A 24,433-nucleotide genomic window follows, 5' to 3' on the forward strand; every position below is an offset into this window, starting at 1 on the left:
CGGGACCGGTATCGTGGAGGGGTGAAGATCGACCTGCACACCCACTCGGCGGAGTCCGACGGCACCGAGCGCCCCGCGGACGTCGCCCGCGCCGCCCACGCGGCGGGGCTGGACGTGTTCGCGCTGACCGACCACGACACCACGTCCGGGTGGCAGGAGGCCGGGGACGCGGCGGTGGCCCTCGGGGTCGCCTTCGTCCCCGGGATGGAGATCTCCTGCACCACGGACACCGGGATCTCCGTGCACCTGCTGAGCTACCTGCACGACCCCGCGGACCCGGCGCTGCTGGCCGAGGTCGAGTCCTCCCGCGGCTCCCGGCGCACCCGGGCCCAGCGCATGGTCGAGCTGCTCTCGGAGGACTACCCCATCGACTGGGACGTGGTCCTGGACCACGTCCACGAGGACGCCACGGTGGGGCGCCCGCACATCGCCGACGCCCTGGTCACGGCCGGCGTCGTGGAGGACCGCAGCGCCGCCTTCGCCTCGGTGCTGCACAGCCGCTCCCGGTACTACGTCCCGCACTACGCCCCGGACCCGGTGCACGCGGTGCGCCTGGTGCGCGCCGCCGGCGGGGTCCCGGTGTTCGCCCACCCGCTGGCGGCCGCCCGGGGCCGGGTGGTCGGCCCCGAGGTGTTCGAGGCCATGATCGACGCCGGCCTGGCCGGGCTGGAGGTCGCCCACCGGGACAACCCGGACGACGCCCGGGCGCGGCTGGTGCAGATGGCCTCCGAGCACGACCTGCTGGTGACGGGCTCGAGCGACTACCACGGCACCGGCAAGCCCAACCGCCTCGGCGAGAACCTCACGTCGGTGCAGTCGCTCGTGCGGATCGAGGAGCAGGCCACCTCCGGCGTGGCCGTCCGCTACCCCTGAGCCGGCCGGCTCAGCTCCGCACGGCGGCGTGCGGCAGGCGGGCCCGCATGACCTCGACCGCCTCGGGGTTGCGGTCCACGCACACGAACCGCCGGCCCAGCTGCTGGGCGGCGGCCCCGAGGGTCCCGGAGCCGGCGAAGAAGTCCAGCACCCAGTCCCCGCGGGCGGAGCTGGCCGCGACCATCCGCCGCACCAGGCCCACGGGCTTCTGGGTGGGGTAGCCGGTCTTCTCCCGCCCGGTGGGGGAGACGATGGTGTGCCACCACACGTCCGTGGGCAGCTTGCCCCGCTCCACCTTCTCGGGGGTCACCAGCCCCGGGGCCATGTAGGGCTCCCGGTCCACCTCCGTGCTGTCGAAGTGGTAGCGCTCCGGGTCCTTGACGTAGACCAGGACGTTGTCGTGCTTGGCCGGCCACCGGCGGCGGGAGCGCCCGCCGTAGTCGTAGGCCCAGATGATCTCGTTGAGGAAGCACTCCCGGCCGAAGATCGTGTCCAGCATGACCTTGGCGTAGTGCACCTCCCGGTAGTCCAGGTGCAGGTACAGCGTCCCGTCGTCGGCCAGCACCCGCCACGCCTCCCGCAGCCGGGGCTCCAGGAAGCCCCAGTAGTCGGCGAACGCGTCGTCGTAGCTGCGCAGCGCGCCCAGCACCGTCGTGTAGGAGCGCCCGGCGAAGCCGGTCCGGTCGCCTTCCCCGTCCGCCGCGGGGGTCATGCTGGAGGCGCGCCGGCGCTGGGTGCGGCCCGTGTTGAAGGGCGGGTCCACGTAGATCATGCGGAAGGCCCCGCCGGGCAGCCGCCGCAGGAGATCCAGGTTCTCCGCGGCGACCACCGCGTCGGGGCCCTCGGCGTCGAAGACGAAGGGGATCACTCGGCGGCGGTGCCGCTCTGCGCCCGCTGGGCCTCGCCCCCGCCCTGGCCGCCGCGGCGGCGCCGGCGCCGGCGCGTGGCGCCGTCCGAGGTGCGCTCCACCGTGGTCTCCCGGGGGGTCTCCGGGGCGGCATCCCGGGCCTCCCCGCGCTGCTCGCCCGTCCCCGGGGTGTCCTCCCGGCGGCCCCGGCGCCCGCCGCGGTCCTCGCGGCGCTCCTGGCCCCGGTCCGGGCCCCGGTCCTGGCCCCGGCGGGAGCCCCCGCCGGAGCGGCCGGCGTCGCGGTCACGGGAGCGCCCGCCCCGGCCCTCGCCGCGGGGGCCGGCCTTGCGTCCGCCGGGCTCGCCGAGATCCTCGAGCACCTCGGCCTCGAGGCCGGCGTGGGTGCGCCGGGAGCGGGGCAGCCGGCCCTTGGTGCCCTTCGGGATGCCCAGGTCCTCGTACAGGTGCTCCGAGGAGGAGTAGGTCTCCCGCGGCTCGGGAATGCCCAGCTCGAGGGCCTTGTCGATGAGCCGCCAGCGGGGCACGTCGTCCCAGTCCACGAACGTGACGGCGGTGCCCTTGTTGCCGGCACGCCCGGTGCGCCCCGTGCGGTGCAGGTAGGTCTTCTCGTCCTCGGGGCACTGGAAGTTGATGACGTGCGTGACGTCCTCCACGTCGATGCCGCGGGCGGCGACGTCGGTGGCCACGAGCACGTCCACCTTGTCGTTGCGGAAGGCCCGCAGCGCCTGCTCGCGCGCCCCCTGCCCCAGGTCGCCGTGCAGCGGGGCGGCGGCGAAGCCGCGGGAGATCAGCTCGTCCGCCAGCTTGGCGGCGGCGCGCTTGGTCTTCGTGAAGACGATCGTGCGCCCGCGGCCCTCGGCCTGCAGGATCCGGGCCACGACCTCGTCCTTGTCGAGGTGGTGGGCGCGGTAGACGACCTGGCGGATGTCCTTCTTGGTGGCGCCCTCGTCCGGCGCGGCCGCCCGGATGTGCATGGGCTTGGTCATGTAGCGCCGGGCCATGGCCACCACGGGGCCGGGCATCGTCGCAGAGAACAGCATGGTCTGGCGGACCTCGGGCACCGCCGCGAGCAGCTTCTCGACGTCGGGCAGGAAGCCCAGGTCCAGCATCTCGTCGGCCTCGTCGAGCACCACGGCGCGCACCGCGGAGAGGTCGAGGTGGCGCTGCCGGTTGAGGTCGATGAGCCGGCCCGGGGTGCCCACGACCACCTCGACGCCGCGCTGGAGCTCCTCGATCTGGGGCTCGTAGGCCCGGCCGCCGTAGATCGTGGCGACGCGGGCGTCCCGGGTCCGGGCGGCGGTGGAGAGGTCCTGGCCGACCTGGACGGCCAGCTCGCGCGTGGGCACCACGATGAGGGCCTGGGGGGCGCCCGGCTTCCTCAGCTGCGCCCAGCCGGCGTCGCCGCGGCCGACGACGCGCTGCACCACGGGGATGCCGAAGCCCAGGGTCTTGCCGGTGCCGGTCTTCGCCTGGCCGATGATGTCCTGCCCGGACAGGGCCACCGGCAGGGTCATGGCCTGGATGGGGAAGGGGTGGACGATGCCCTCGGCGGCCAGGGAGTCCACGATGTCCTGGCGCACCCCGAACTCGCCGAAGCCCTGCGGCAGCGGCTGGGGGGTCTCGTCGGTCTCCACGACGACGTCGGGGGTGCCGTCCGGCGTCGTCCCGCCGGACGTGAGGTCCTCGGGTGCGGTGTCGGTGATGTAGTCGGTCACGATGCGGGTTCCTTCGTTCGGGCACGCCCGCGCCAGGTGCGCGGACCGGGGTCCGGCCGCGGGCCGCCGTGGAGGCGGCCGCCGGGGGCGTGCGGTGGGTGGAAGCCGATCGCGAGCGTGCGCCGCCCCGACCGGGCGCGCCACGGGATCGTGGGGCCCGGCTCCGGTCCCGTGCGCGGCCGCCGTGCGGGGCCAGGTCGCCGGGAGCGGGGGCGAGAAGGTGTCTGTCGTTCGTGGGATCGCGGGTACGACCGGTCATCCAGTGCGCTTAACAGTGTAGCCCGACGACCGCGCACACTCCGTGCGGTCGCCGGGCCGGGTTCCGCCGTGCTCGGCGGGAGGGCGCTCAGTCGTCCTTCGTGAAGGGCATGAACCCCACGGGCCGCTTCTGCTCGGCGCCGACGGCGGCGTAGCCGATGACGTTCGCGGGGACGACGGTCACGTTGCCCTTGGCGTCGGTGAGGGTCAGCGGGGTCCCGGAGGAGATGGCCGCGGTGATCTGCTCGACGGCCTCCTGCGCCTCGAGCGCGGAGTCGACGACGATCTCCCTCGCGACGTGCTGAACACCGATCTTGATCTCCATGGGTCCTCCTCGGGAACGGGGCTGCGGGTGCGTCCCGGTCAGTCTAGGGAGGGGCCTACTCCCAGTCCTCGTCGATCACCGAGATTCCGCCCCAAGCTAAACGGAAGATCTGCCGCTGGGCCTCGGCGCGCCCGCCGGTGCCCGGGTTGCGGATCCAGTGCACGGCCGCGGTCTGCGCCATGCCCGTCAGGGACCGGGAGACGAGCACCGCGTGCGGGTGGCTGAGCCCGGCGTTGGGCCCGAGCACCGTGGCGATCGCACCGGCCACCGCCAGGTGGAAGCTCTCGAACCGTTCGGCGACCTCGGGGTCGGCGAGCAGGTCCGACTCGAAGATCAGCCGGTGGGCCTCCGGGTTGGCCTCCACGAAGCCGAAGTAGACGTCCAGCATGGACTCCACCCGCTCGCGGTTGACCTCGCTGCCCTGCAGCGCGGCGACGAGGGCCTCCGAGAGCTCCTGGAGGTAGTAGTCGACGAGCGCCAGGTAGAGCTCGCGCTTGCCGGGGAAGTGCTGGTACAGCACCGGCTTGCTCACCTGGGCGGCGTCCGCGATGTCGTCCATCGACGACCCGTGGTAGCCATTGGAGGAGAACACGGTCAGCGCCGTCTCCAGCAGCTGCCGGCGGCGTGCCTCCCGCGGCAGGCGCGCGGGGCGGCCTCTCCGGGTCTCAGTCATGAACCGTTCCTCCTCAACCGGCCGGCGGAGCCGGCCGCACGAAATGCTGCCCTACCCCGCCGCCTTCGGACGGTGGTCGATCTCCGCGGGCGCGGTCCGCTCGGCCGGGGCGGCGGGGACCTCGATGCCGTACAGGGCCTCCAGGCCCGTGATGTACTCGTCCTGCCGGCCCTGCGCGGCGAGCTCCCGGGCGCGCACGGTGGGGGTGTGCAGCAGGGAGCGCACCATGCGGCGCATCGCCAGCTCGATCTGCTCCTTCGCGGCCGTGCAGCCGTGGTGGGACGTGACCTTCTCGAGCTCGGCGTCGAGCACGGCCATGGTGTGCCGGCGCAGCGCCACGATCGCGGCGTCCATGTCCCGTCCGTCCTGGCTCGCGGCGAACTCCTGGGCGGCGTGCTCCACGATGCCGGTCGCGGCCTCGACCGACTCCCGGGTCTCCTCGGGGGCGGCCAGGCGCACCGACTCGAGGGTGATCAGGTCCACGCCGGGCAGGTCCGCCACGGCCGGGTCGAAGTCGCGGGTGAGCGCCAGGTCCACGACGGTGCGCGGCCCGGCGGGCAGCGCGGACGCGCCCATGGGGGAGGAGCCGCCGCTGCAGCCGATCACCACGTCGGCGCGCTCCAGGGCCGCGGGCAGCCCCGCGGGCTCCACCGGGGTCCCGCCGCGGTTCTGCGTGAACTGCTCGGCGCGGCCGGAGGCGGAGAACACCTCGATGTCGGCGCAGCCGCGGTCGCGCAGTGCGGCCATGGTCGCCCCGGCGTAGGCGCCGGTGCCGAACACGAGGGCCCGGCGCGAGGCCCAGGTGCCGGTCGTGACGTCGTCGGCGAGGTCCAGGGCCACGGAGACGATCGACCGGCCGCGCTCGCCCAGCGCGGTCTGCGTGCCCACCTTCCGCGCCGTGCGCGCGGCCGCCTCGAACAGGCGCAGGAGCCGACCGGAGACGGTACCCTCCCGCTGGGCGTCGTTGAGCGCCCGCCGGACCTGCCCGGTGATCTCGCGCTCGCCCACCACGGCGGACTCCAGGCCCGAGACGACCGTGAAGAGGTGGCGGGCGGCGCCCGCGTCGGTGAAGACCCGCAGCGCGCCGGTGACGAACTCCGGGTCGAGCCCGGAGCGGGAGCCGATCTGCTCGGCGAGCTCCGCGAGGACGTCGTCCAGGTCGGCCCGGGGGGCGGAGCCCGGGCCGGGGGCCAGCTCGCCGTAGAGCTCCAGCCGGTTGCACGTGGACAGGGTCACGGCCCCGTGGAGCCGGCCGGAGCGCACCATCTCCTCGGACAGCCCGAGGGCACCGGTGCTGAGACGCGCAACGGTGTTCAGATCGACGTTCTGATGTGAGGCGACGAGTGCGAAGAGGACCACAGTCCATTCATACTAGACGGTCACCGTCCCTGCGCACCCCGGTGACGCGTGAGAGGCCGCTCACCCCCCGGCGGTGACGCTGCGTCGGTAAACGACGTCGGTGTTCCTTGGCACAATGGAGGCACTATGCCTACCACTCCTGAGACGGCGAGCACGCCGGACACGTCGACCGCAGCCGTTCCCGGGCATCCCACGGGCGGCACTCACCCCACGGCGGCGTTCGAGCGCCTGACCGGATCGCTCGGGGCCCTGCCGGAGCGCCATCCGCTGCGCGCCGCCGGGACGGCGGACGCGCCGCTGCTGCAGGCGCTCACCGGCCGCACGCCCGACCGCCGCCCGGTGTGGTTCATGCGGCAGGCCGGCCGCTCCCTGCCGGAGTACCGCAGCCTGCGCCAGGGCACCGCGATGCTCGACGCCTGCCTCGACCCGGCGATGGCCGCCGAGATCACGCTCCAGCCGGTGCGCCGCCACGACGTGGACGCCGCGATCTTCTTCTCCGACATCGTCGTGCCCATGCGGGTGGCCGGGGTGGACGTCGAGATCGTCCCGGGCCGCGGGCCCGTCCTGGAGCATCCGGTCCGCACCGCCGCGGACGTCGCCGCGCTCCCGGAGCTGGCGGACGCCGCCCTGGACCCCGTCCGGGAGGCCGTTTCCCGCACCGTCGCGGAGCTCGGGGCCACCCCGCTGATCGGCTTCGCCGGCGCCCCCTTCACCGTGGCCGCCTACATGGTGGAGGGCGGGCCCTCGCGGGACCACCTCCTGCCGCGCACGATGATGCACGCCGACCCCGCCGCGTGGCGGGCGCTGGCCGAGTGGGCGGCCCGGACGTCCGGGGCGTTCCTGCGCGCCCAGGTCGAGGCGGGCGCCTCCGCCGTGCAGCTGTTCGACTCCTGGGCGGGCTCCCTCTCGCTGGCCGACTACCGGGAGCACGTGCTGGAGCACTCGACGGCCGCCCTCGGGGCCGTCGCCGACCTCGCCGTCCCGCGCGTCCACTTCGGGACGGGCACCGGCGAGCTGCTCGCCGCCATGCGCGACGCCGGAGCGGACGCCGTGGGCGTCGACTACCGGCTGCCCCTCGAGGAGGCCAACCGCCGGCTCGGCGGGACCACGGTGCTCCAGGGCAACATCGACCCCGCCCTGCTCGCGGCCCCGTGGCCGGTGCTGACCGAGCACGTGCGCGAGGTCCTGCGCGGCGGGGACCGGGCGCCGGGCCACGTCGTGAACCTCGGCCACGGCGTCCCGCCCGGGACCGACCCCCAGGTGCTGACCGATCTCGTGCGCTTCGTCCACGACCAGCCGGTGGAGCGGACCCCGGGCGGGAGCACGCCGTGAGTCCCCGTCCCACCGGCCGGCCCGCCCCGCCCCGCTCCGCCCTCGTGGTCGGCGGGGGCGTCTCCGGCCTCGTGGCCGCCCACGACCTCGCCGCGCGGGGCCTGCGCGTCACGCTGGTCGAGGCGGAGGACCACCTGGGCGGCGCCGTCGGCGCCCACCAGGTGGCCGGCCTCGTCATGGACTCCGGCGCGGAGTCCTTCGCGACGCGCTCCCGGGCGGTGCCCGACCTCCTGGAGGAGCTCGGGCTGGGGGGCCGCGTGGTGCAGCCCCGCCGGGGCGGCTCCTGGCTGTTCCTGCCCGACGGCGCGGTCCCGGCCCCCGACTCCGGGATCCTGGGCATCCCCGCCGATCCGACCGCGCCGCGGCTGCGGGCCGCCATCGGCCGCGCGGGCGTGGTCCGGGCCGGCCTCGACCGCCGGCTGCCCGCCTTCGTGGGGATGACCGAGCGCTCCCTGGGCGGTCTCGTCCGGGTGCGGATGGGGGAACGGGTGCTGGAGCGGCTCGTCGCCCCGTTCACCACGGGCGTGCACTCCGCCCACCCCGACGACCTCGACGTCGACACGGTGGCCCCCGGCCTGCGCCGGGCCCTGCGCGAGCACGGCTCCCTCGGCGCCGCCGCCGGGGCCCTGCGCCGGGCCGCCCCCGCGGGGGCGAACGTGGCCGGGCTGCGCGGCGGCATGAACGCCCTGTCCGAGGCCCTCGTGCGCGAGCTCGAGGGCGCGGGCGTGAAGCTGGTCACCGACTACGACGTCATCGCCCTGGACCGCGATCCCCGCCGTGAGGGCTGGATGGTCATCCAGCGCCAGCCCCGCCGCGGCGAGAAGACCGCGGTGGCCCGCGGGGAGCTGCTGGTCATGGCCACGGACGGCGCGACCGCCGTCCGGCTCCTGGCCGGGCACCGCCACGAGCTCCAGCGGTTCACCCCCGAGCCGGGCCCCCAGGTCGCGCTCGCCACGCTCGTGGTGGACGAGCCGCGCCTGGACGGCGCCCCGCGGGGCACGGGCCTGCTCGTCAGCGAGGACGCCCGCGCGGTGCGGGCCAAGGCCCTCACCCACGCCAGCGCCAAGTGGGACTGGCTGCGGGAGGCCGCCGGCCCGGGCCGGCACGTGCTGCGCCTGTCCTACGGGCGCGCCCAACCCGACGCCTCCGCGGTGCCGCCCGAGGTCGCCCTGCCCGAAGAGCAGCTGATCCGGCTGGCGCTCTCCGACGCCTCGACCCTGATGGGGGTGCCCCTGCGCCCCGCGCAGCTGGTCGGCGCGGACATCGTGCGCTGGCGCTCGGCGCTGCCCCGCGCAGGCGTCGGCCACGCCCGCCGCGTGACGGAGTTCCGCCGGGCGGTGGCGCAGCTGCCCGACGCCGTCGCCGTCGGCGGCTGGCTGGCCGGCACGGGACTGGCCTCAGTCGTCGCCGACACCCGCTCCCAGGTCCGCGCGCTCCTCGCCGAGGCCGGCGTCCCGGAGGCCGCCGCGCCGCCCGGGCCCGCCCCGGCCCGGACCGACACCGACCCCACCCGACGAAAGGACTGATCCTTGAGCCACGACACCAGGCCGCAGTCGCACGACGGCCGTCCCGCCGCCGAGCCCGAACAGGCGCAGGACGGGGGTGCGGAGCGGCTCTACTGGGCCGTGTGGAGCGTGTTCGCCCGGCCCGCCGGGCCCTCCGGGACCGCCGCAGACGGCTCCGCCGCGGAGTTCGACGGCGTCGTCGAGCAGCTGGCCGCCGAGGGCGTGACGCTGCGCGGGGTCTACGACGTCTCCGGCATGCGCGAGGACGCCGACGTCCTGACCTGGCTGCACGGCGAGGACCCGCAGGCCCTGCAGGCGGCGGTCCGCCGGCTGCGCCGCACCGGCCTGCTGGCCGGCACCGACCAGGTCTGGAACGCGATGGGCGTCCACCGGGAGGCCGAGTTCACCCGCAACCACTCCCCGTCCTTCGCCCGGGGGGTCCCGGCCGAGCAGTGGGTGTGCGTCTACCCGTTCGTGCGCTCCTACGAGTGGTACTACATGAACCCCCAGCGCCGCGGCGAGATGCTGCGCAACCACGGCATGGCCGCCCGGGACTACCCCCAGGTGCTCGCCAACACCATCGCCTGCTTCGGGCTCAACGACTTCGAGTGGCTGCTGGCCCTGGAGGCGCCCGAGCTCGTGGACCTCGTGGACGTGATGCGGGCCTTCCGCAACACGGAGGCCCGGCTGCACGTGCGCGAGGAGACGCCCTTCTACACCGGCCGCCGGATCGGCACCGGGGAGATCGCGGAGGTGCTGCGATGACCGCCGAGAACGACCTGTCCCGCGCCCGGGCCCACCGGCCCGAGGACTACGACGCCGTCGTCCTCTCCTCTTTTGGGGGCCCCGAGGGCCAGGACGACGTCCTGCCCTTCCTGCGCAACGTCACCAAGGGCCGCGGCATCCCCGACGAGCGGCTCGAGGAGGTCGCCACCCACTACCGGGCCAACGGCGGCGTGAGCCCCATCAACGCCCAGAACCGCGCCCTGCGCTCCGCCCTGGAAGCGGAGCTGCTGGGCCGGGGGATGCACGTGCCCGTGCTGTGGGCCAACCGCAACTGGGCCCCCTACGTGACCGACGTGGTGCGGGAGTGCCACGCCCGGGGCATGCGCCGGCTGCTGGTGCTGGCCACGAGCGCGTACTCCAGCTACTCCGGGTGCCGGCAGTACCGCGAGGACTACGGCGTCGCGCTCGAGGAGCTCGGCCTGCAGGACGAGATGCACATCGACAAGGTGCACCAGTACTACGACTCCGAGGGGTTCGTGCAGCCGTTCGTCGAGGGCCTCCGGGACGGCCTCGCGCAGGTCCGGGACCGGCTGGGCCCCGAGGGCGGGCGGATCGCGATCCTGTTCTGCACCCACTCCATCCCCACCACCGACGCCGAGGCGGCCGGGCCGGCGCGGATGGAGTTCGAGGAGGACTCCGCCTACGTGGCGCAGCACCTCGCCGTCGCCCGGACCGTGCTCGAGCGCGTCGGGCCCGAGGAGCTGGGGGACCACACCTGGGACCTCGTCTACCAGTCCCGCTCCGGGCCCCCGCAGGTGCCGTGGCTCGAGCCGGACGTCAACGACGCCCTCGAGGAGCTCGCCGCGCGCGGTGTCGCCGGGGCGGTGCTCGTGCCGCTGGGCTTCGTCTCCGACCACATGGAGGTCAAGTGGGACCTCGACACCGAGGCCCTGGAGACCTGCGAGCGGCTGGGCCTGCCGGCCGTGCGCACCCCCACCGCCGGCATCCACCCGGCCTTCGTGTCCGGGCTGGCGGACCTCGTCGAGCAGCGGGTCGCCGGCCGCGCCGCACCGCCGCGGGTCTCCGCGTGCGCCGAGGGCACGTGGTTCGACGACTGCGCCCCCGACTGCTGCGTCAAGGTGCTGCGCGGTGCGGCCGGGCCGCGCCCGACCATCGCCCAGCGGCCCGCGGGCGAGCCGATCCCCGTCGGTCTCGACGGGTCCGGGGAGGTGCGGTACGCGTGACGGCCGAGACCGCCCCGGACCGGCCCGTCCTCCGGGTCGGGACCCGCGGCTCCCAGCTGGCCCTGACCCAGACCGGCACGGCGGCGCGCGCCGTGGCGGCCGCGGGCGGCCTCGAGCCCGAGCTCGTCACGATCCGCACGGAGGGTGACGTCCTGACCGGCCCGCTGTCCCAGATGGGCGGCACCGGGGTCTTCGCCACGGCCCTGCGCGCGGCGCTGCTGGCGGGCTCGGTGGACCTGGCCGTGCACTCGCTCAAGGACCTGCCCACCGCCCCGGTGCCGGGCCTCGAGGTGGCCGCCGTGCCCGAGCGGGAGGACCCGCGGGACGCCCTGTGCGCCCGCGACGGGCTCACCCTGGCCGGGCTGCCGGCCGGGGCGAGGGTCGGCACCGGGTCCCCCCGGCGGGCTGCCCAGGTGCGCGCCGCCCGCCCGGACCTGGAGATCGTGGACATCCGCGGCAACGTCGGCACCCGCCTGGCCCGCGTGGCCCCCGGCGACCTCGACGCCGTGGTGCTCGCCGCCTCGGGGCTGCACCGGCTGGGCCGGCAGGACGCCATCACCGAGCTGATCGACCCCTCCGTGATGCTCCCGGCACCCGGCCAGGGCGCCCTGGCCCTGGAGTGCCGGAGCGAGGACGCCGCTGGGGACGCTCCGCTGGCCGTCGCCCTGGCCGCCGTGGACCACCTGGAGACGCGTCTCGCCGTGACCGCCGAGCGCGCGCTGCTGACCCGTCTCGAGGCCGGCTGCGCCGCGCCCGTCGGCACCTACGGGCGCCTCCGGGACGGCGAGCTGGTGCTCGACGTGGTCGTGGCCGACCCGGACGGCAGCCGGGTGATGCGCCGCGGCGGCAGCACGGCGGAGCGCACCGTCGACGCCGCCCGGGAGCTCGGGATCCGGCTGGCCGACGAGCTGCTCGCCGACGGCGCCGGCCGACTGGCCCGGCTGACGCTCTGAGGCCCGTGCCGCGCCCCGGCCACGACGAGCGCCCCGGTGCCCTGTGCGGGGCCCGGGTCGTCGTCACGCGCTCCGCCGGGCGGGCCCGGGAGCTCGTGGCGCTGCTGCGCGCCGACGGGGTCCGCGTCCGGCTCGCGCCGCTGCTCGAGCCGACCCTGCCGGAGGACACCGCGGCGCTGTCCGCGCTGCTGGACCGCGCGGCGGCGCCCGGGGCCGCGGGGCACAGCTGGCTGGCGGTCACCTCGGTCAACACCGTGCACGCACTGCAGGCGGTGGCCGGAGCGCCGGGGCTCGGCGCGCGGCTGGCCGCGGCCCGCGGCGCGGGACTGCGCGTGGCGGCGGTGGGGGACGCCACGGCGGCGGCCCTCGCCGCCGCCGGACTGACCCCCGACCTCGTGCCCGGCGCGGCGCACTCGGCCGCGGGGCTGCTCGCGGACTGGCCGGACGATCCGGCTCCCGGCACCGTCCTGTTGCCGCTGTCCGCCCGGGCCCGGCCGACCCTGGAGGCGGGCCTCACCGCCAAGGGGTACCGTGTCCTCACGGCCACGGCCTACGACACCGTCCCGTGGCCGGCCCCGGAGCCCCTGGTGCCGGAGACCGCGCAGAGCACCGGCGACGTGCCGCTGCTGGACCGCGCCGGGGCCCTGGCGGCCCTGGCCGCCGGCGAGGCCGACGCGGTGGTGCTCACCGCGCCCTCCCACCTCGCCGAGCTGGTGGGCGAGGACCCCGCCGTGCTGGCGGGCACCGCCCTCGTGGCCATCGGCGAACCGACCCGGCAGGCGGCCGCCGACCGCGGGCTGACCGCCCTCGCGGCGGCCCGCCCCACCCCCGCGGCGGTGCGCGACGCCCTGGTCCGCGCCCTCGCGGACCCCGGCGGGCCGCCGCGCCCGCACCCGACGACACCGACGACATCCCCGACCGAGGAGACGACTCCCGTGACCCACCGACCCCCGCGCTACGACCTCGTGTCCCGGCCCCGCCGGCTGCGCACCACTCCCGCCGTGCGGCGCCTGGCCGCCCAGACCCGGGTGCACCCGTCCGACCTCATCCTCCCGGTGTTCGTGCGGGAGGGCCTCACCGAGCCCGCACCGCTCGGCTCCATGCCGGGCGTCGTCCAGCACTCCATGGACTCCCTCCGCCGCGCCGCGGCCGAGGTCGCGGCGAAGGGCCTGGGCGGGATCATGCTCTTCGGCGTGCCCGCGCAGCGAGACGCCCGGGGCAGCGCCGGGTGCGACCCGGAGGGCGTGCTCAACCGCGCCCTGCGCGCCGTGCGCGCCGAGGTCGGCGACGACACGGTGGTCATGGCCGACCTGTGCCTCGACGAGTTCACCGACCACGGGCACTGCGGCGTCCTGGCCGAGGACGGGACCGTGGACAACGACGCGACCCTGGAGATCTACGGCCGGATGGCCGTGGCCCAGGCGGAGGCGGGCGCGCACGTGCTCGGGCCCTCCGGCATGATGGACGGCCAGGTCGGGGTGATCCGCGCCGCCCTCGACGAGGCGGGCCGGTCCGACGTGGCCGTCCTGGCCTACTCCGCGAAGTACTCCTCGGCGTTCTACGGCCCCTTCCGGGAGGCGGTGGACTCGCAGCTGCAGGGTGACCGGCGCACCTACCAGATGGACCCCGCCAACCGGCGCGAGGCGCTCCACGAGCTGCAGCTGGACCTGGACGAGGGCGCCGACATGGTCATGGTGAAACCCGCCATGAGCTACCTCGACATCCTGCGCGACGTCGCCGAGGTCTCCCCGGTGCCCGTCTCCGCGTACCAGATCTCGGGGGAGTACGCCATGATCGAGGCCGCCGCGGCCAACGGGTGGATCGACCGGCGCGCCGCCGTCCAGGAGTCGGTGCTCTCCATCCGCCGCGCCGGGGCCGACTCCGTGCTGACCTACTTCGCCGTCGAGCTCGCGGACTGGTTCCGCGAGGAGAACGGCCTCTCCTGAACCCCACCGTCCCCCGAGCCGGCACCCCCGGCGGAAGGAAGCAGACCGAACCCATGAGCGTCTCCCAGGAACTCTTCGACCGAGCCCGCAAGGTCATGCCCGGCGGGGTCAACTCGCCGGTGCGCGCCTTCGCCTCCGTGGGCGGCACCCCGCCGTTCATCACCGCGGCCAAGGGCCCGTACCTCACCGACGTCGACGGCCGCGAGTACGTCGACCTCGTCAGCTCGTGGGGGCCCGCCCTCATCGGCCACTCCCATCCCGCGGTCATCGAAGCCGTGCACGAGGCCGTGGAACGGGGCCTGTCCTTCGGGGCGACCACCCGCGGCGAGACCGAGCTCGCCGAGCTGGTCGTCGACCGGATCGGCGCCATCGACGAGCTGCGGATGGTCTCGACCGGCACCGAGGCGGCCATGACCGCGATCCGCCTGGCGCGCGGGGTGACCGGCCGGGACCTGATCGTGAAGTTCGCCGGCTGCTACCACGGCCACGTCGACTCCCTGCTGTCCGAGGCGGGCTCCGGCGTCGCGACCCTCGCCCTGCCCGGCTCGGCCGGCGTCACCACCGCCACCGCCGCCGAGACCCTCGTCCTGCCCTACAACGACCTCGCCGCCGTCGAGGAGGCCTTCGCGGCCCACCCCGGCCGGATCGCGGCCGTCATCACCGAGGGCGCACCCGCCAACATGGGCGTGGTGACGCCCCTCGAGGGCTTCAACGCGGGGCTGCGCCGGCTCACGCGCGAGCACGGCGCGCTGATGATCTTCGACGAGGTGCTGACCGGCTTCCGCGTGCACGAGGCCGGGTACTGGGGCCTCACCGCGGCCGGCGAGGACGGCTGGGAGCCGGACCTGTTCATGTTCGGCAAGGTCATCGGCGGCGGGCTGCCCGTGGCCGGGGTCGGCGGCCGCGCCGAGGTGATGAACCACCTGGCGCCGCTGGGCCCCGTCTACCAGGCAGGCACGCTGTCCGGCAACCCCGTGGCGATGGCCGCGGGCGCGGCGACGCTGCGCACCGCCGACCGGATCGCCTACCAGACCGTCGACCGCCGGTCGGCCCAGCTGCAGGAGGCCGTGCGCGCCGCGCTGGACGAGGCCGGGGTCGACCACTCGATCCAGTCGGCCGGCAGCCTGTTCTCGGTGGCCTTCGGCACCTCGGCCACCGGGGTGCACGACTACGCGCAGGCCAGGGCGCAGGAGGCGTTCCGCTACCCGGCCTTCTTCCACGCCATGCTGGATCAGGGGGTGTACCTGCCCCCGTCGGTGTTCGAGGCGTGGTTCCTCTCCGCCGCCCACGACGACGCGGCGATGGACCGGATCGTCTCCGCCCTGCCGGCGGCGGCCCGCGCCGCCGCCGAGGCCCGGCCGGCCGCCTGAGCGGCGTCCGCCCCGGCGGCGCTCAGGCGTCCCCGGGGCGGCGCAGCGGCCAGGCGCCGTCCACCACCGCGTCGGGCCGGGTCCGCCGGAAGTACTCCTGCAGGCTCGCGGCCTGCTCCGCCGCCCAGCCCACCTGGTCCTCGTGCAGCGCGGCGGCCGGGCGCACGAGCTCGGGGAACCGCCGCGCCATCAGCACCGCCAGCCGCTCGGTGGCCACGGAGTCCGCGGCCGAGGTGTGCGCGGCGGTGAGCTCGACCCCGTACTCCTCGCACAGCGCGCCGAGGGTGCGCTTGCCGCGCCGGTACCGGTGGACCTGCTTGTTCAGGACGTAGGGGTCGAGCACCGGGAACGGCTGCGGCACCTCGACGCCGTGCCGCCGGCCCTCGTGGGCGAGGACCGTGAAGTCGTAGGAGGCGTTGAACACCAGCACGGGCGTCCCCGCGGCGAACAGCTCGGCCAGGACTGCGGCGATCTGCGCGACGACCTCCGCCGCCGGCCGGCCCTCGGCGCGGGCCCGCTCAGTGCTCACCCCGTGCACGGCGGCCGCCTCCGCCGGGATCTCGACCCCCGGGTCCGCCAGCCACTCCCACTCGTCCGTCACCGTGCCGTCGGCGTCGGTGCGCACGACGGACGCCGTGACGATCCGGGCGGTGTGCGGGTCCCGTCCGGTCGTCTCCAGGTCGAAGGCCGCCCGCGGCTCCTCGGTCCACGCCGGGGCGGCCCCGGGCGCGTCCGGGGGAGGGGCGAGCTCGAACAGGACGTCCTGCTCCGCGCCGGCGTCCGAGGGCGCCGGCGGCGCGGCGGGCAGCGGCGCGGCGTCGAACAGGGACGGCTGGTCGGTGGCGTCGGCGGGGCGTGAGGGCATGGGACCACCGTACCGGCCCCGTCCGACCCCCTGCGCCGCGCCGCCGGGCCGGACCGGGCGGCGGACCCGTCGCCGGGGCCGGGCGGCCCCCGGCGACGTCCGGGGCCGGCGCCGCCGCCTCCGGACGGCGAGCGCGGCCGGCGACGTTATCCCGTCCGGGCGCCGTGATGGGATGGGTCCCATGCGCCACTCCGAGGACAGCACCCAGACCACCGGCCCCGCCGCGGCACCCGGGGCGGGACCGATCCGCTGGACCCTCGTGCCCCCGTCCGGCGCCGGCCCCGCCCGGCCGCCGTGGCGCCCGAGCGCGGAGCAGGAGGCCGTGGCCGGGCTGCCGGCCGGGTGCGGACCCCGGCTCGTGCTGGGCGGACCCGGGACCGGACGCACCCGGGTGCTCGTAGAGCTGGCGGCGCGCCGGATCGGGGCGGGCCTGGATCCGGACCGGCTGCTCGTGCTCACTCCCTCCCGGCTGTCCGCCGCCCGGGTGCGGGACGAGCTCACCGCGTCCGTGTCCGCCACCATGAGCACCCCGCCGGTGCGGGCGTGGCAGTCCTACGCCTTCGACCTGCTCCGGCGCGCGCAGAACCAGGACCTGCTGCCCGGCGTGGCCCGCAGCCCCAAGCTCCTGTCCGGCCCCGAGCAGGACGTCCTGATCGGCGAGCTCATGGCCGGCCACGCCGCGGGGGAGGGCGCCGCGGTCGTCTGGCCGGCGGACCTGCGAGAGGCGCTGGGCACGCGAGGCTTCCGGCAGGAGGTGCGCGAGCTGTTCGACCGGATGTCCGAGTACGACCTGGCGCCCGGGGACCTGCGGGAGCTCGCCCGCCGGCTGGGCCGCCCGGACTGGGCCGCCGCCGCCGCGATGCGCGCCGAGTACCAGGCCGTGCGCCGGCTGCGGATGCCCGAGTCCTACGACCCCTCGGCGCTGGTGACCGAGGCGGCGCGGGTCCTGGAGGAGCAGCCGGAGTTCCTGCGGGCGGAGCAGGAGCGCCTCGACCTCGTGCTCGTGGACGACCTCCAGGAGGCGACGCCCTCGATCCACCGGCTGCTCGCCGTCCTCTGCCGGGGCCGGGACGCCGTGCTGACCGCCTGCACGGACACCGTCGTGCAGGGCTTCCGGGGGGCCCGGCCGGACCTGCTGCGCACCCTCGACGACCGCCTGGCCGAGCCCGGCCGCCCGCTCCGGCGGCACCTGCTGGGGGAGGGCCTCCGGATGCCGCCGGCCGTCGCGGACGTCTGGCAGCGCGTCGCGGAGCGCATCCCCGCCGTGGCCGGCGCCCGGCACCCGCGGCGGCCCGAGGCCTCCGGCGCCGTGGCGGGGGAGGGGGAGGTCGTCACCGTCGTGCTCTCCTCCCCGCTGCACGAGGCCCGCTGGATCGCCCACGAGATCCTCGAGCGCCACCTCGTGCGGGACGTCCCGCTGGCGGACATGGCCGTGGTCGTGCGCAGCGGCCGCTACCTGGAGAGCCTGGAGCGCCAGCTCTCGGCCCTGGGCGTGCCCGTCAGCACGTCCGCCGCCGAGACCCCGGTGCGGGACGAGCCGGCGGTCCGCCCGCTGCTGGGCGCCCTGCGGATCGTGACCGAGGCCGACGCCGCCGCCGGACCGGACGGGGGCGGGCACTTCGCCGCCCTCACCGTGCAGGCGGCCGTGGAGCTGCTGTCCTCCCGGATCGGCACCGCCTCCCCGATGGACGTCCGGCGGCTGCGCCAGCGGCTCCGGGCGGAGGAGCTCGCCGCCGGCGGCGGCCGGACCAGCGACGACCTGCTCGTCGAGGCCCTGGTGGCCCCCGGCGCGCTGGACGCGGCCGGAGTGCGCTCCGTGCCGGCCCGCAGGATCGCCCGGATGCTCACCGCCGGCCGCCGCGCCCTGCACGAGGAGGGCGCCACCGCGGAGACGGTCCTGTGGGCGCTGTGGGAGGCCGCCGGGGTCGCCGAGTCCTGGCGCCGCCGCGCCCTCGAGGGCGGACCCGCGGGCGAGCGGGCCGACCGCGACCTCGACGCCGTCGTGGGCCTGTTCGAGGCGGCCGAGCGCTACGTCGACCACCTGCCCGGGGCGAGCCCCGCGCAGTTCCTGGACTACATCGACAGCCAGGAGCTGCCCATGGACACCCTGGCCGCCCGCGCCCCGACCGACGAGACCGTCGAGATCATGACCCCGGCCACCTCCGCCGGCCGGCAGTGGCCGGTCGTCTTCGTCGCCGGGGTCCAGGAGGGCGTGTGGCCGAACACCCGCCTGCGGGGGCAGCTGCTGGCCGCGGACCTGCTCACGGACGCCCTCGACCTCGGCGTCGAGCAGGCCGCACGGGTCACCCCGGTCACCCGGATGCGCGAGGTCCGCCACGACGAGCTGCGCTCCTTCTCCGCCGCGGTCTCCCGCAGCCGGGGCACGCTCCTGGTGACGGCGGCCTCCGACGAGGACCAGCAGCCCTCCGAGTTCCTGGACCTCGTCGACCCGCCGGGCACGGGCCCCGGCGACGGCGTCCGCGCCGTCGTGGACGCCCCCCGGCCCATGACCCTGCGCGCCCTCGTGGCGGAGCTGCGGCAGTGGGTGCAGCTGCACGACGAGGACCCCGTGCGCGCCGAGGCCGCCGCCCGCCTGCTGCACCGCATCGCCTCGTCCCCGCGCCCGGTGCCCGGGGCCCACCCCGACACCTGGTGGGGCGCGGCCGAGCTCTCCAGCACGGCCCCGGTCTTCGACGAGGGGGTCCCGGTCCCGGTCTCCCCGTCCCGGATCGAGACCATCCACCGGTCCCCCCTCGACTGGTTCGTGGCGGCCTCCCGGGCCGAGGCCGCCACCGACCTCAGCCGCAGCCTCGGCTCGCTCGTGCACGCCGTCGCCGAGGAGTTCCCGGAGGCCCCCGGGACCGAGCTCGTGGCCGAGCTCGAACGCCGCTGGCCCACGCTCGGGCTCCCGGAGACCTGGGAGTCCGCGGTGCAGCTGGAGCGTGCCCGGCAGATGCTGCGCAAGTTCGCCCAGTACGTGGTGGACGCCCGCAGCCGGCACGGCCGGCGGCTGGCCTCGGTGGAGGGCTCCTTCAGCGTGCTCGTCCAGGGCAGGGCCCGGGACGCGCTGCTCCGCGGCCGGGTGGACCGGCTGGAGCTCGACGAGCAGGGCCGCTACGTCGTCGTCGACCTGAAGACGGGCCGGAACCAGCCGGCCGGGGCGAAGATCGCCGAGCACCCCCAGCTGGCGGCCTACCAGGTGGCGCTGTCCGCGGGCGCGGGCACGGCCATGGTCGCGGGCGAGGACGAGACCGTCCTGGAGCTGCCCGGCGGCACGGTCACGGAGCTGCCCGGCGGTGCCCTCCTCGTCCAGCTGGGCACCCGGGCGAAGTCCCCCTCCGTGCAGCAGCAGGACCCCCTGGACCCGGCCGACACCTGGGCGCGGGACCTGATCACCCGCGCCGCGGAGCTGGTGGCCGGGGAGCACTTCGTCTCCCGCCACGACCAGGCGGAGGGCGCCTTCGGCGGGCACGGGTGCCGGTTGCCGCAGATCTGCCCCCTCTGCGCCGAGGGCCGGCAGGTGAGCGAGCCGTGAGCACCGCCCCCGGCTCCGCCGGACCCCACGCCGGGCGCCCCGGCGCCACCGCCCCCCGAGCACAGGAGGATCCCGTCCCCATGACCGAGGCCCCCACCGCCTCCACGGCGCGGACCGGGCACGACCCGGACCACCCCTACGGCGGGATCGATCCCCGGCACAGCCCCGAGGAGCTCGCGGAGCTGCTCGGCGGCAACCGCCCCACCGCCCAGCAGTCCGCCGTGATCTCCGCCCCGCTCTCGCCCCGGCTCGTGGTCGCCGGCGCGGGCTCGGGCAAGACCGCCACGATGGTCGACCGGGTCGTGTGGCTCGTGGCCAACGGCATCGTGGCCCCCGACCAGGTCCTCGGCGTCACCTTCACCCGCAAGGCCGCCGGGGAGCTGGGGGAGCGGATGCGCTCCCGGCTCGCCCGCCTGCGCGCCGAGGGCCTCGTCGCGCCCGCCGGCGCCGAGGACGACACCGTCCCGGCCGCGCCCCAGGACCCGGTCGTCAGCACCTACCACTCCTACGCCAACACCCTCGTGCGCAACTACGGGCTGCGGATCGGCATCGAGCCGGACACCACGCTGCTGGGCCAGGCCCGGACGTGGCAGATCGCCGCGCAGACCGTGGAGGCGTGGACCGGGGAGCTGCTCGAGGCCATGCCCGCGAAGTCCACCATGGTCCGCGCCGTCCTCGACCTCGCCTCGGCGTGCGCGGAGCACCTCGTGGAACCGGCGGCCGTGGAGCGCTTCGCGGCCGGGCTGCTGGGCGAGCTGGCCACCACCCCGCCGGGCCGGCGGAAGAAGACCCTCGGCGCGGCGCTGAAGAAGGTGGAGGAGAACCAGCGCACCGCGTGGGTGCTCGCCGAGCTCGTGGCCGACTTCGCCCGGCGCAAGGAGGAGGCCCAGGCCATGGACTTCGGGGACCTGCTCTCCGCGGCGGCCCGGCTGGCCGAGCAGGACCCGGCCGCCCGCCGGACCGAGCGGGAGCAGCACCGCGTGGTGCTCCTCGACGAGTTCCAGGACACCTCGCACGCCCAGCTGCGGCTCTTCGCGGCCCTGTTCGGGCAGGGCCACTCCGTGATGGCCGTGGGCGATCCCCAGCAGTCGATCTACGGCTTCCGCGGAGCCTCGGCCGGCCAGCTGTTCGGCTTCTACGACTCCTTCCCGGTGGCCCCGGGCCAGGACGGGGACCCCAGCTTCCTGACCACGGCGTGGCGCAACGACGCGAGCATCCTCGACGTCGCCAACACCCTCGCCGCCCCTCTGCGGACCCTGCCGGCGTGGGCGCGGGGGACGTCGCCCCTGACCGTCCCCGAGCTCACGCCCCGGCCCGGCGCCGGCTCCGGGCACGTGCGGCTCAGCCGGTACGCGACCGACGTCGAGGAGGCCGCCGCCCTCGCCGAGCAGGTCCGCGCCCGCCGCGAGGAGCACCGCGGGGACCCGGAGGACGAGATGCCCACCATGGCGGTGCTGTGCCGCAAGCGGTCCCAGATCGAGCCCGTGCGCCGGGAGCTCGCGGCCCGCGGCATCCCCTACGAGGTCGTGGGCCTCGGCGGGCTGCTCAGCACCCCGGAGGTCTCCGACGTCGTGGCGACGCTGCGGGTGCTGGACGACCCCGGCCGCTCGGACGCCCTGGTGCGCCTGCTCGCGGGGGCCCGGTGGCGGATCGGGACCCGGGACCTCATGGCGCTGTCCGACTGGGCGTCGCACCTGGAGCGGCGCCGCACCGAGGCCGCGCAGGCCGGTCGCCCGGAGGACCTCGAGAGCCCCGTGACCGCGGAGGAGGCCGACGAGGAGGCCCTGGTCGAGCCGGACCTCTCCGACCACGCCTCGCTCGTGGAGGCGCTCGAGACCCTCCCGCGCCCGGGCTGGACGTCCGCGCACGGCCGGTCCCTGTCCGAGGCCGCCCGGCACCGGCTCGGCAGGCTGCGCACCGAGCTGGAGCACCTGCGCTCCTACCTCTCCGACGACCTGCCCAGCCTGCTGCACGAGATCGAGACGGTCCTCGGCCTCGACATCGAGGTCGCCGCGCACCCGCACCGCTCCTCCCACCAGGCGCGGCGCAACCTCGACGCCTTCCAGGAGGCGGCGCAGTCCTTCACCGCCTCGTCCGCGACCGGCGACGTCTCGGCGTTCCTCGCCTGGCTCGACGTCACACTGGCGGAGGAGAACGGGCTCGAGCCGGGCCCCGACCGCGTCCGGCACGACGCCGTGCAGCTGGTCACCGTGCACTCCTCCAAGGGCCTCGAGTGGGACCACGTGTACGTGCCCGGTCTCAACGCCAGGAACTTCCCGACCGACAACCCCGCGCGCTGGACCCTCGACACGGGTGCCCTCGCGTGGCCGCTGCGCGGGGACGCCCGGTTCCTGCCGCAGTGGTCCGTGGACACCACCGACCTCAAGGCCCTCGAGGAGTCCCACACGGAGTACCTCGAGCTCGCCGCGCAGCACGCCGAGGACGAGGAGCGGCGACTGGCGTACGTGGCGGTGACCCGCGCCCGGACGGTGCTGGAGCTCTCCAGCACCGTCTTCCGCGGCACCGCCGCCAAGGGCCAGGAGCCCTCCACGTTCGTGGCCGAGCTGACGCCGCTGACCGAGGGGGCGGCCCCGCCCGTCCGGCTCGGGCCGTGGGCCGCGGTGCCCGAGGGGACGCGCAACCCGGCCGCCGCCACCGTGCTGAGCGCGCCGTGGCCCTACGACCCCCTGGAGGGGCCCGAGATCACGGAGACGGTCACGGCGGAGGACGGCACGCAGACCGTGCGGGTGAGCCCGCCGGCCCACCTCGGGCGCCGGTCCCGCCTGGAGCAGGCCGCCCGGGCGGTCCGGGAGCGCGGCTTCGAGGCCACCGCGGACCTGGACGTGGAGGACCTGCTCGGCGCCGGGGAGCGCGACGGACGCTCTCCGGACCCGCGGCGCTGGTCCGAGGAGGCCCGGATCCTCCTGGCCCGGCACGAGGACGCACGGGCCGAGCGGTCCGTGCCCATGCCGTCCCACGTCTCCGCCTCGACGCTCGTGGCGCTGTCCCGCGACCCGCTCGAGGTCGTCTCGGGGCTGCGGCGCCCCATGCCCAGGCGGCCCGGGACCGCCGCCCGCCGCGGCACCACCTTCCACGCGTGGATCGAGCAGTACTACGGCAGCTCCGCGATCTTCGACGTCGGCGAGCTGCCCGGCACGGCCGACGAGTACGTCGACGAGGCCTACGACCTCCCGGAGCTGGCGGCCACGTTCCGGTCCGGCCCCTGGGCGGACCGGCAGCCGCACGCCGTGGAGTTCCCGCTCGAGACCCCGATCGCCGGGATCACGGTGCGCGGACGCGTGGACGCGGTGTTCCGCAACGGCGACGGCACGTGGGAGCTCGTCGACTGGAAGACCGGGCGGGCACCGGCCGGTCGGGAGCTGCGGGAGCGCTCGGCGCAGCTGGCCGTCTACCGGCTCGCGTGGTCCCGGCTGCGCGGGGTGCCGCTCGAGGCGGTCACCGCGGCGTTCTACTACGTGGCCGAGGACCGGGTGGTCCGCCCGCACGACCTCTCCGGGGCCGAGAAGCTGGAGGCGGTGATCCGCGAGGCCTACGACGTGGTGCTGCGGTCCTGACCGGATCCGCCCGCCGACGGCCTCCCCGCGGGCCGCGGCTGCGCGACCGGCGACGGGGCGCCGCCGGCAGCGCGGTCCCCGGTGCCGTCCCCGGTGCCCTCGTCCCCGGACCGGCCGTCCGGGACCGCCGGGTCCCCGGGGGAGCGCCCCTCGGGTCCCGGAGCCGGGGGAGCCGTGGGCGCCGGGCCCTGCGCGGGGCGCTGCGGGGCGGCCGGTGCGGTCGCCGGCGCGGTGGCCGCCGCGGTGGCCGCCGCGCCGGCCGCCGCCTCCGCGGCGGAGCGCCGGGCGACGTCCTGGGCGAGCGTGTCCAGCATCTGCTCCGCGTCCGCCACGAGGCCGTCCATCCCGCGGTCCACCGCGCGCACCAGCCACTGCGCCAGGGCGAGCTCCGCGTCCAGCCGGGCGCGGTCCAGCAGGTGCGGGTCCGGCTCCCGGTCCGGGGCCTGGAACGAGGTGCGGCGGCAGGCCGCGGCGTAGGCCTCCAGCACGCTCTCGGCGAGGCGGGCGTCGCGCGCCGCGAGCAGCCACGCGAAGTCCCCCGCGGGATCGCCCACGTGCAGGTCCGTCCAGCCGGTGACCCCCCGCACCCGTCCGCGGGAGATCAGCAGGTCGTCCTCCTGCAGGTCGCCGTGGACGACCCGGGGCGGGAACCGCCACACGGCCCGGTCCTCGAGGACCCCCTTCCACCGGTCCAGCAGCGCGGCGGGCACCCGGCCCGTGGCGGCGGCCCGGCCCAGCTCCACCAGGCGCCGCTGCCGGCACTGCTCGGCCGTGTAGCTCGGCAGGTCCGCGTCGAGGACCAGCGCGGGCGGCAGGGCGTGGATCGCGGCCAGCAGGCGCCCCAGCTGCACGCTCAGGGTCGGGGGCGGCTCGGCGCTCGGGACGTGCCGGTGGTGCTCCGGGTCCGGGGCCGCGGCCATGCGGGCGAGCTCGTCGATGTCCAGCGGCGCCCCCTCGATGTGCGAGTGCACGAAGGCGTGCAGGTGGCCGTCCTCGACCGAGCCCGCCGCGGTGGGCACGAGGAAGGGCAGCCGGGAGCGGATCGCGGGGGTGAAGCAGCGCAGCACGAGGTGCTCCGTCTCCAGGCGCACGCTCGCCTCGGGGCTCAGCGGCGAGCGCACCCGCCACCGGCGGCCCGCGGCGTCGAGGACCACAGCGGAACGGAAGTCGGCGTCGTCGTCCGGGGAGGGACCCACGGCCACGGGCGCGAGTCCGGGGACGCCTGCGGCGGCGACGGCGGCCAGGTGCTCGAGGGAGGTGCTCACGGCGTTCACCCTACAAGAGGCCCGGTCGGGGACGGCCACCGTCGTC

17 protein-coding genes and 1 pseudogene are annotated in these 24,433 nt (G+C 76.4%); 11 read left to right on the plus strand and 7 right to left on the minus strand.

Annotated features, from left to right (window positions below):
* Nucleotides 1–21 precede the first annotated feature (21 nt).
* Nucleotides 22–873, plus strand: a complete 852-nt coding sequence (locus ACWCOM_RS10250) for a PHP domain-containing protein (protein ID WP_454548644.1) — start codon at nucleotides 22–24, stop codon at nucleotides 871–873.
* Nucleotides 874–883: 10 nt separating this feature from the next.
* Here the strand turns inward: ACWCOM_RS10250 and ACWCOM_RS10255 are convergent, their stop codons facing one another.
* From ACWCOM_RS10255 to ACWCOM_RS10275, 5 genes are all read right to left on the minus strand, one after another.
* Nucleotides 884–1,741, minus strand: a complete 858-nt coding sequence (locus ACWCOM_RS10255; RefSeq protein WP_454548645.1) for a DNA-methyltransferase — start codon at nucleotides 1,739–1,741, stop codon at nucleotides 884–886.
* Complete coding sequence (locus ACWCOM_RS10260; protein ID WP_454548646.1) at nucleotides 1,738–3,456, minus strand: DEAD/DEAH box helicase; 1,719 nt, start codon at nucleotides 3,454–3,456, stop codon at nucleotides 1,738–1,740. The genes ACWCOM_RS10255 and ACWCOM_RS10260 overlap by 4 nt, the downstream gene beginning before the upstream one ends.
* A gap of 346 nt (nucleotides 3,457–3,802) precedes the next feature.
* The gene (locus ACWCOM_RS10265) at nucleotides 3,803–4,039 is read right to left on the minus strand and encodes a DUF3107 domain-containing protein (RefSeq protein WP_047803470.1); all 237 of its coding nucleotides are present in this window, start codon (nucleotides 4,037–4,039) and stop codon (nucleotides 3,803–3,805) included.
* Nucleotides 4,040–4,094: 55 nt separating this feature from the next.
* A complete protein-coding gene (locus ACWCOM_RS10270; protein ID WP_454548647.1) occupies nucleotides 4,095–4,712 on the minus strand; it encodes a TetR/AcrR family transcriptional regulator in 618 nt (205 codons plus the stop codon).
* 51 nt (nucleotides 4,713–4,763) lie between these two features.
* Nucleotides 4,764–6,071: a glutamyl-tRNA reductase gene (locus ACWCOM_RS10275; RefSeq protein ID WP_454548648.1), complete on the minus strand. Its 1,308-nt coding sequence runs from the start codon at nucleotides 6,069–6,071 to the stop codon at nucleotides 4,764–4,766.
* A 126-nt stretch (nucleotides 6,072–6,197) separates the two neighbouring features.
* Here ACWCOM_RS10275 and hemE point away from each other — a divergent pair, with 126 nt between their 5' ends.
* From hemE to hemL, 8 genes and pseudogenes are all read left to right on the plus strand, one after another.
* Nucleotides 6,198–7,403, plus strand: coding sequence for a uroporphyrinogen decarboxylase (gene hemE, locus ACWCOM_RS10280; RefSeq protein ID WP_454548649.1), 1,206 nt, complete (start codon nucleotides 6,198–6,200; stop codon nucleotides 7,401–7,403).
* Entirely contained in the window at nucleotides 7,400–8,929 is a 1,530-nt protein-coding gene (gene hemG, locus ACWCOM_RS10285; RefSeq protein ID WP_454548650.1) for a protoporphyrinogen oxidase, read from the plus strand. The genes hemE and hemG overlap by 4 nt, the downstream gene beginning before the upstream one ends.
* Nucleotides 8,930–8,932: 3 nt before the next feature.
* Nucleotides 8,933–9,673 carry a hydrogen peroxide-dependent heme synthase gene (hemQ, locus tag ACWCOM_RS10290; protein ID WP_454548651.1) on the plus strand — a complete coding sequence of 247 codons (741 nt, stop codon included), beginning with the start codon at nucleotides 8,933–8,935 and terminating at the stop codon, nucleotides 9,671–9,673.
* A complete protein-coding gene (locus ACWCOM_RS10295; protein ID WP_454548652.1) occupies nucleotides 9,670–10,878 on the plus strand; it encodes a ferrochelatase in 1,209 nt (402 codons plus the stop codon). Before hemQ ends, ACWCOM_RS10295 begins: the two co-directional genes overlap by 4 nt.
* On the plus strand, nucleotides 10,875–11,831 hold the full coding sequence (gene hemC, locus ACWCOM_RS10300) for a hydroxymethylbilane synthase (RefSeq protein ID WP_454548653.1): 957 nt from the start codon (nucleotides 10,875–10,877) through the stop codon (nucleotides 11,829–11,831). Before ACWCOM_RS10295 ends, hemC begins: the two co-directional genes overlap by 4 nt.
* A gap of 95 nt (nucleotides 11,832–11,926) precedes the next feature.
* Nucleotides 11,927–12,655, plus strand: a pseudogene (locus tag ACWCOM_RS10305) (uroporphyrinogen-III synthase); the annotation flags it as partial.
* A 111-nt stretch (nucleotides 12,656–12,766) separates the two neighbouring features.
* Nucleotides 12,767–13,777, plus strand: a complete 1,011-nt coding sequence (gene hemB / locus ACWCOM_RS10310; RefSeq protein WP_454548723.1) for a porphobilinogen synthase — start codon at nucleotides 12,767–12,769, stop codon at nucleotides 13,775–13,777.
* Nucleotides 13,778–13,830: 53 nt separating this feature from the next.
* Nucleotides 13,831–15,147, plus strand: a complete 1,317-nt coding sequence (gene hemL, locus ACWCOM_RS10315) for a glutamate-1-semialdehyde 2,1-aminomutase (protein ID WP_454548654.1) — start codon at nucleotides 13,831–13,833, stop codon at nucleotides 15,145–15,147.
* 22 nt (nucleotides 15,148–15,169) lie between these two features.
* Here the strand turns inward: hemL and ACWCOM_RS10320 are convergent, their stop codons facing one another.
* A complete protein-coding gene (locus tag ACWCOM_RS10320; RefSeq protein WP_454548655.1) occupies nucleotides 15,170–16,012 on the minus strand; it encodes an exonuclease domain-containing protein in 843 nt (280 codons plus the stop codon).
* Nucleotides 16,013–16,193: 181 nt separating this feature from the next.
* Between ACWCOM_RS10320 and ACWCOM_RS10325 the strand changes: the two genes are divergently transcribed.
* Nucleotides 16,194–19,547, plus strand: coding sequence for an ATP-dependent helicase (locus ACWCOM_RS10325; RefSeq protein WP_454548656.1), 3,354 nt, complete (start codon nucleotides 16,194–16,196; stop codon nucleotides 19,545–19,547).
* A complete protein-coding gene (locus ACWCOM_RS10330; protein WP_454548657.1) occupies nucleotides 19,544–23,122 on the plus strand; it encodes an ATP-dependent helicase in 3,579 nt (1,192 codons plus the stop codon). Before ACWCOM_RS10325 ends, ACWCOM_RS10330 begins: the two co-directional genes overlap by 4 nt.
* Here the strand turns inward: ACWCOM_RS10330 and ACWCOM_RS10335 are convergent.
* Nucleotides 23,098–24,387, minus strand: coding sequence for a macrolide 2'-phosphotransferase (locus ACWCOM_RS10335; protein WP_454548658.1), 1,290 nt, complete (start codon nucleotides 24,385–24,387; stop codon nucleotides 23,098–23,100). The genes ACWCOM_RS10330 and ACWCOM_RS10335 overlap by 25 nt on opposite strands.
* Nucleotides 24,388–24,433 lie beyond the last annotated feature (46 nt).

The organism is Kocuria sp. KH4, from assembly GCF_053711175.1.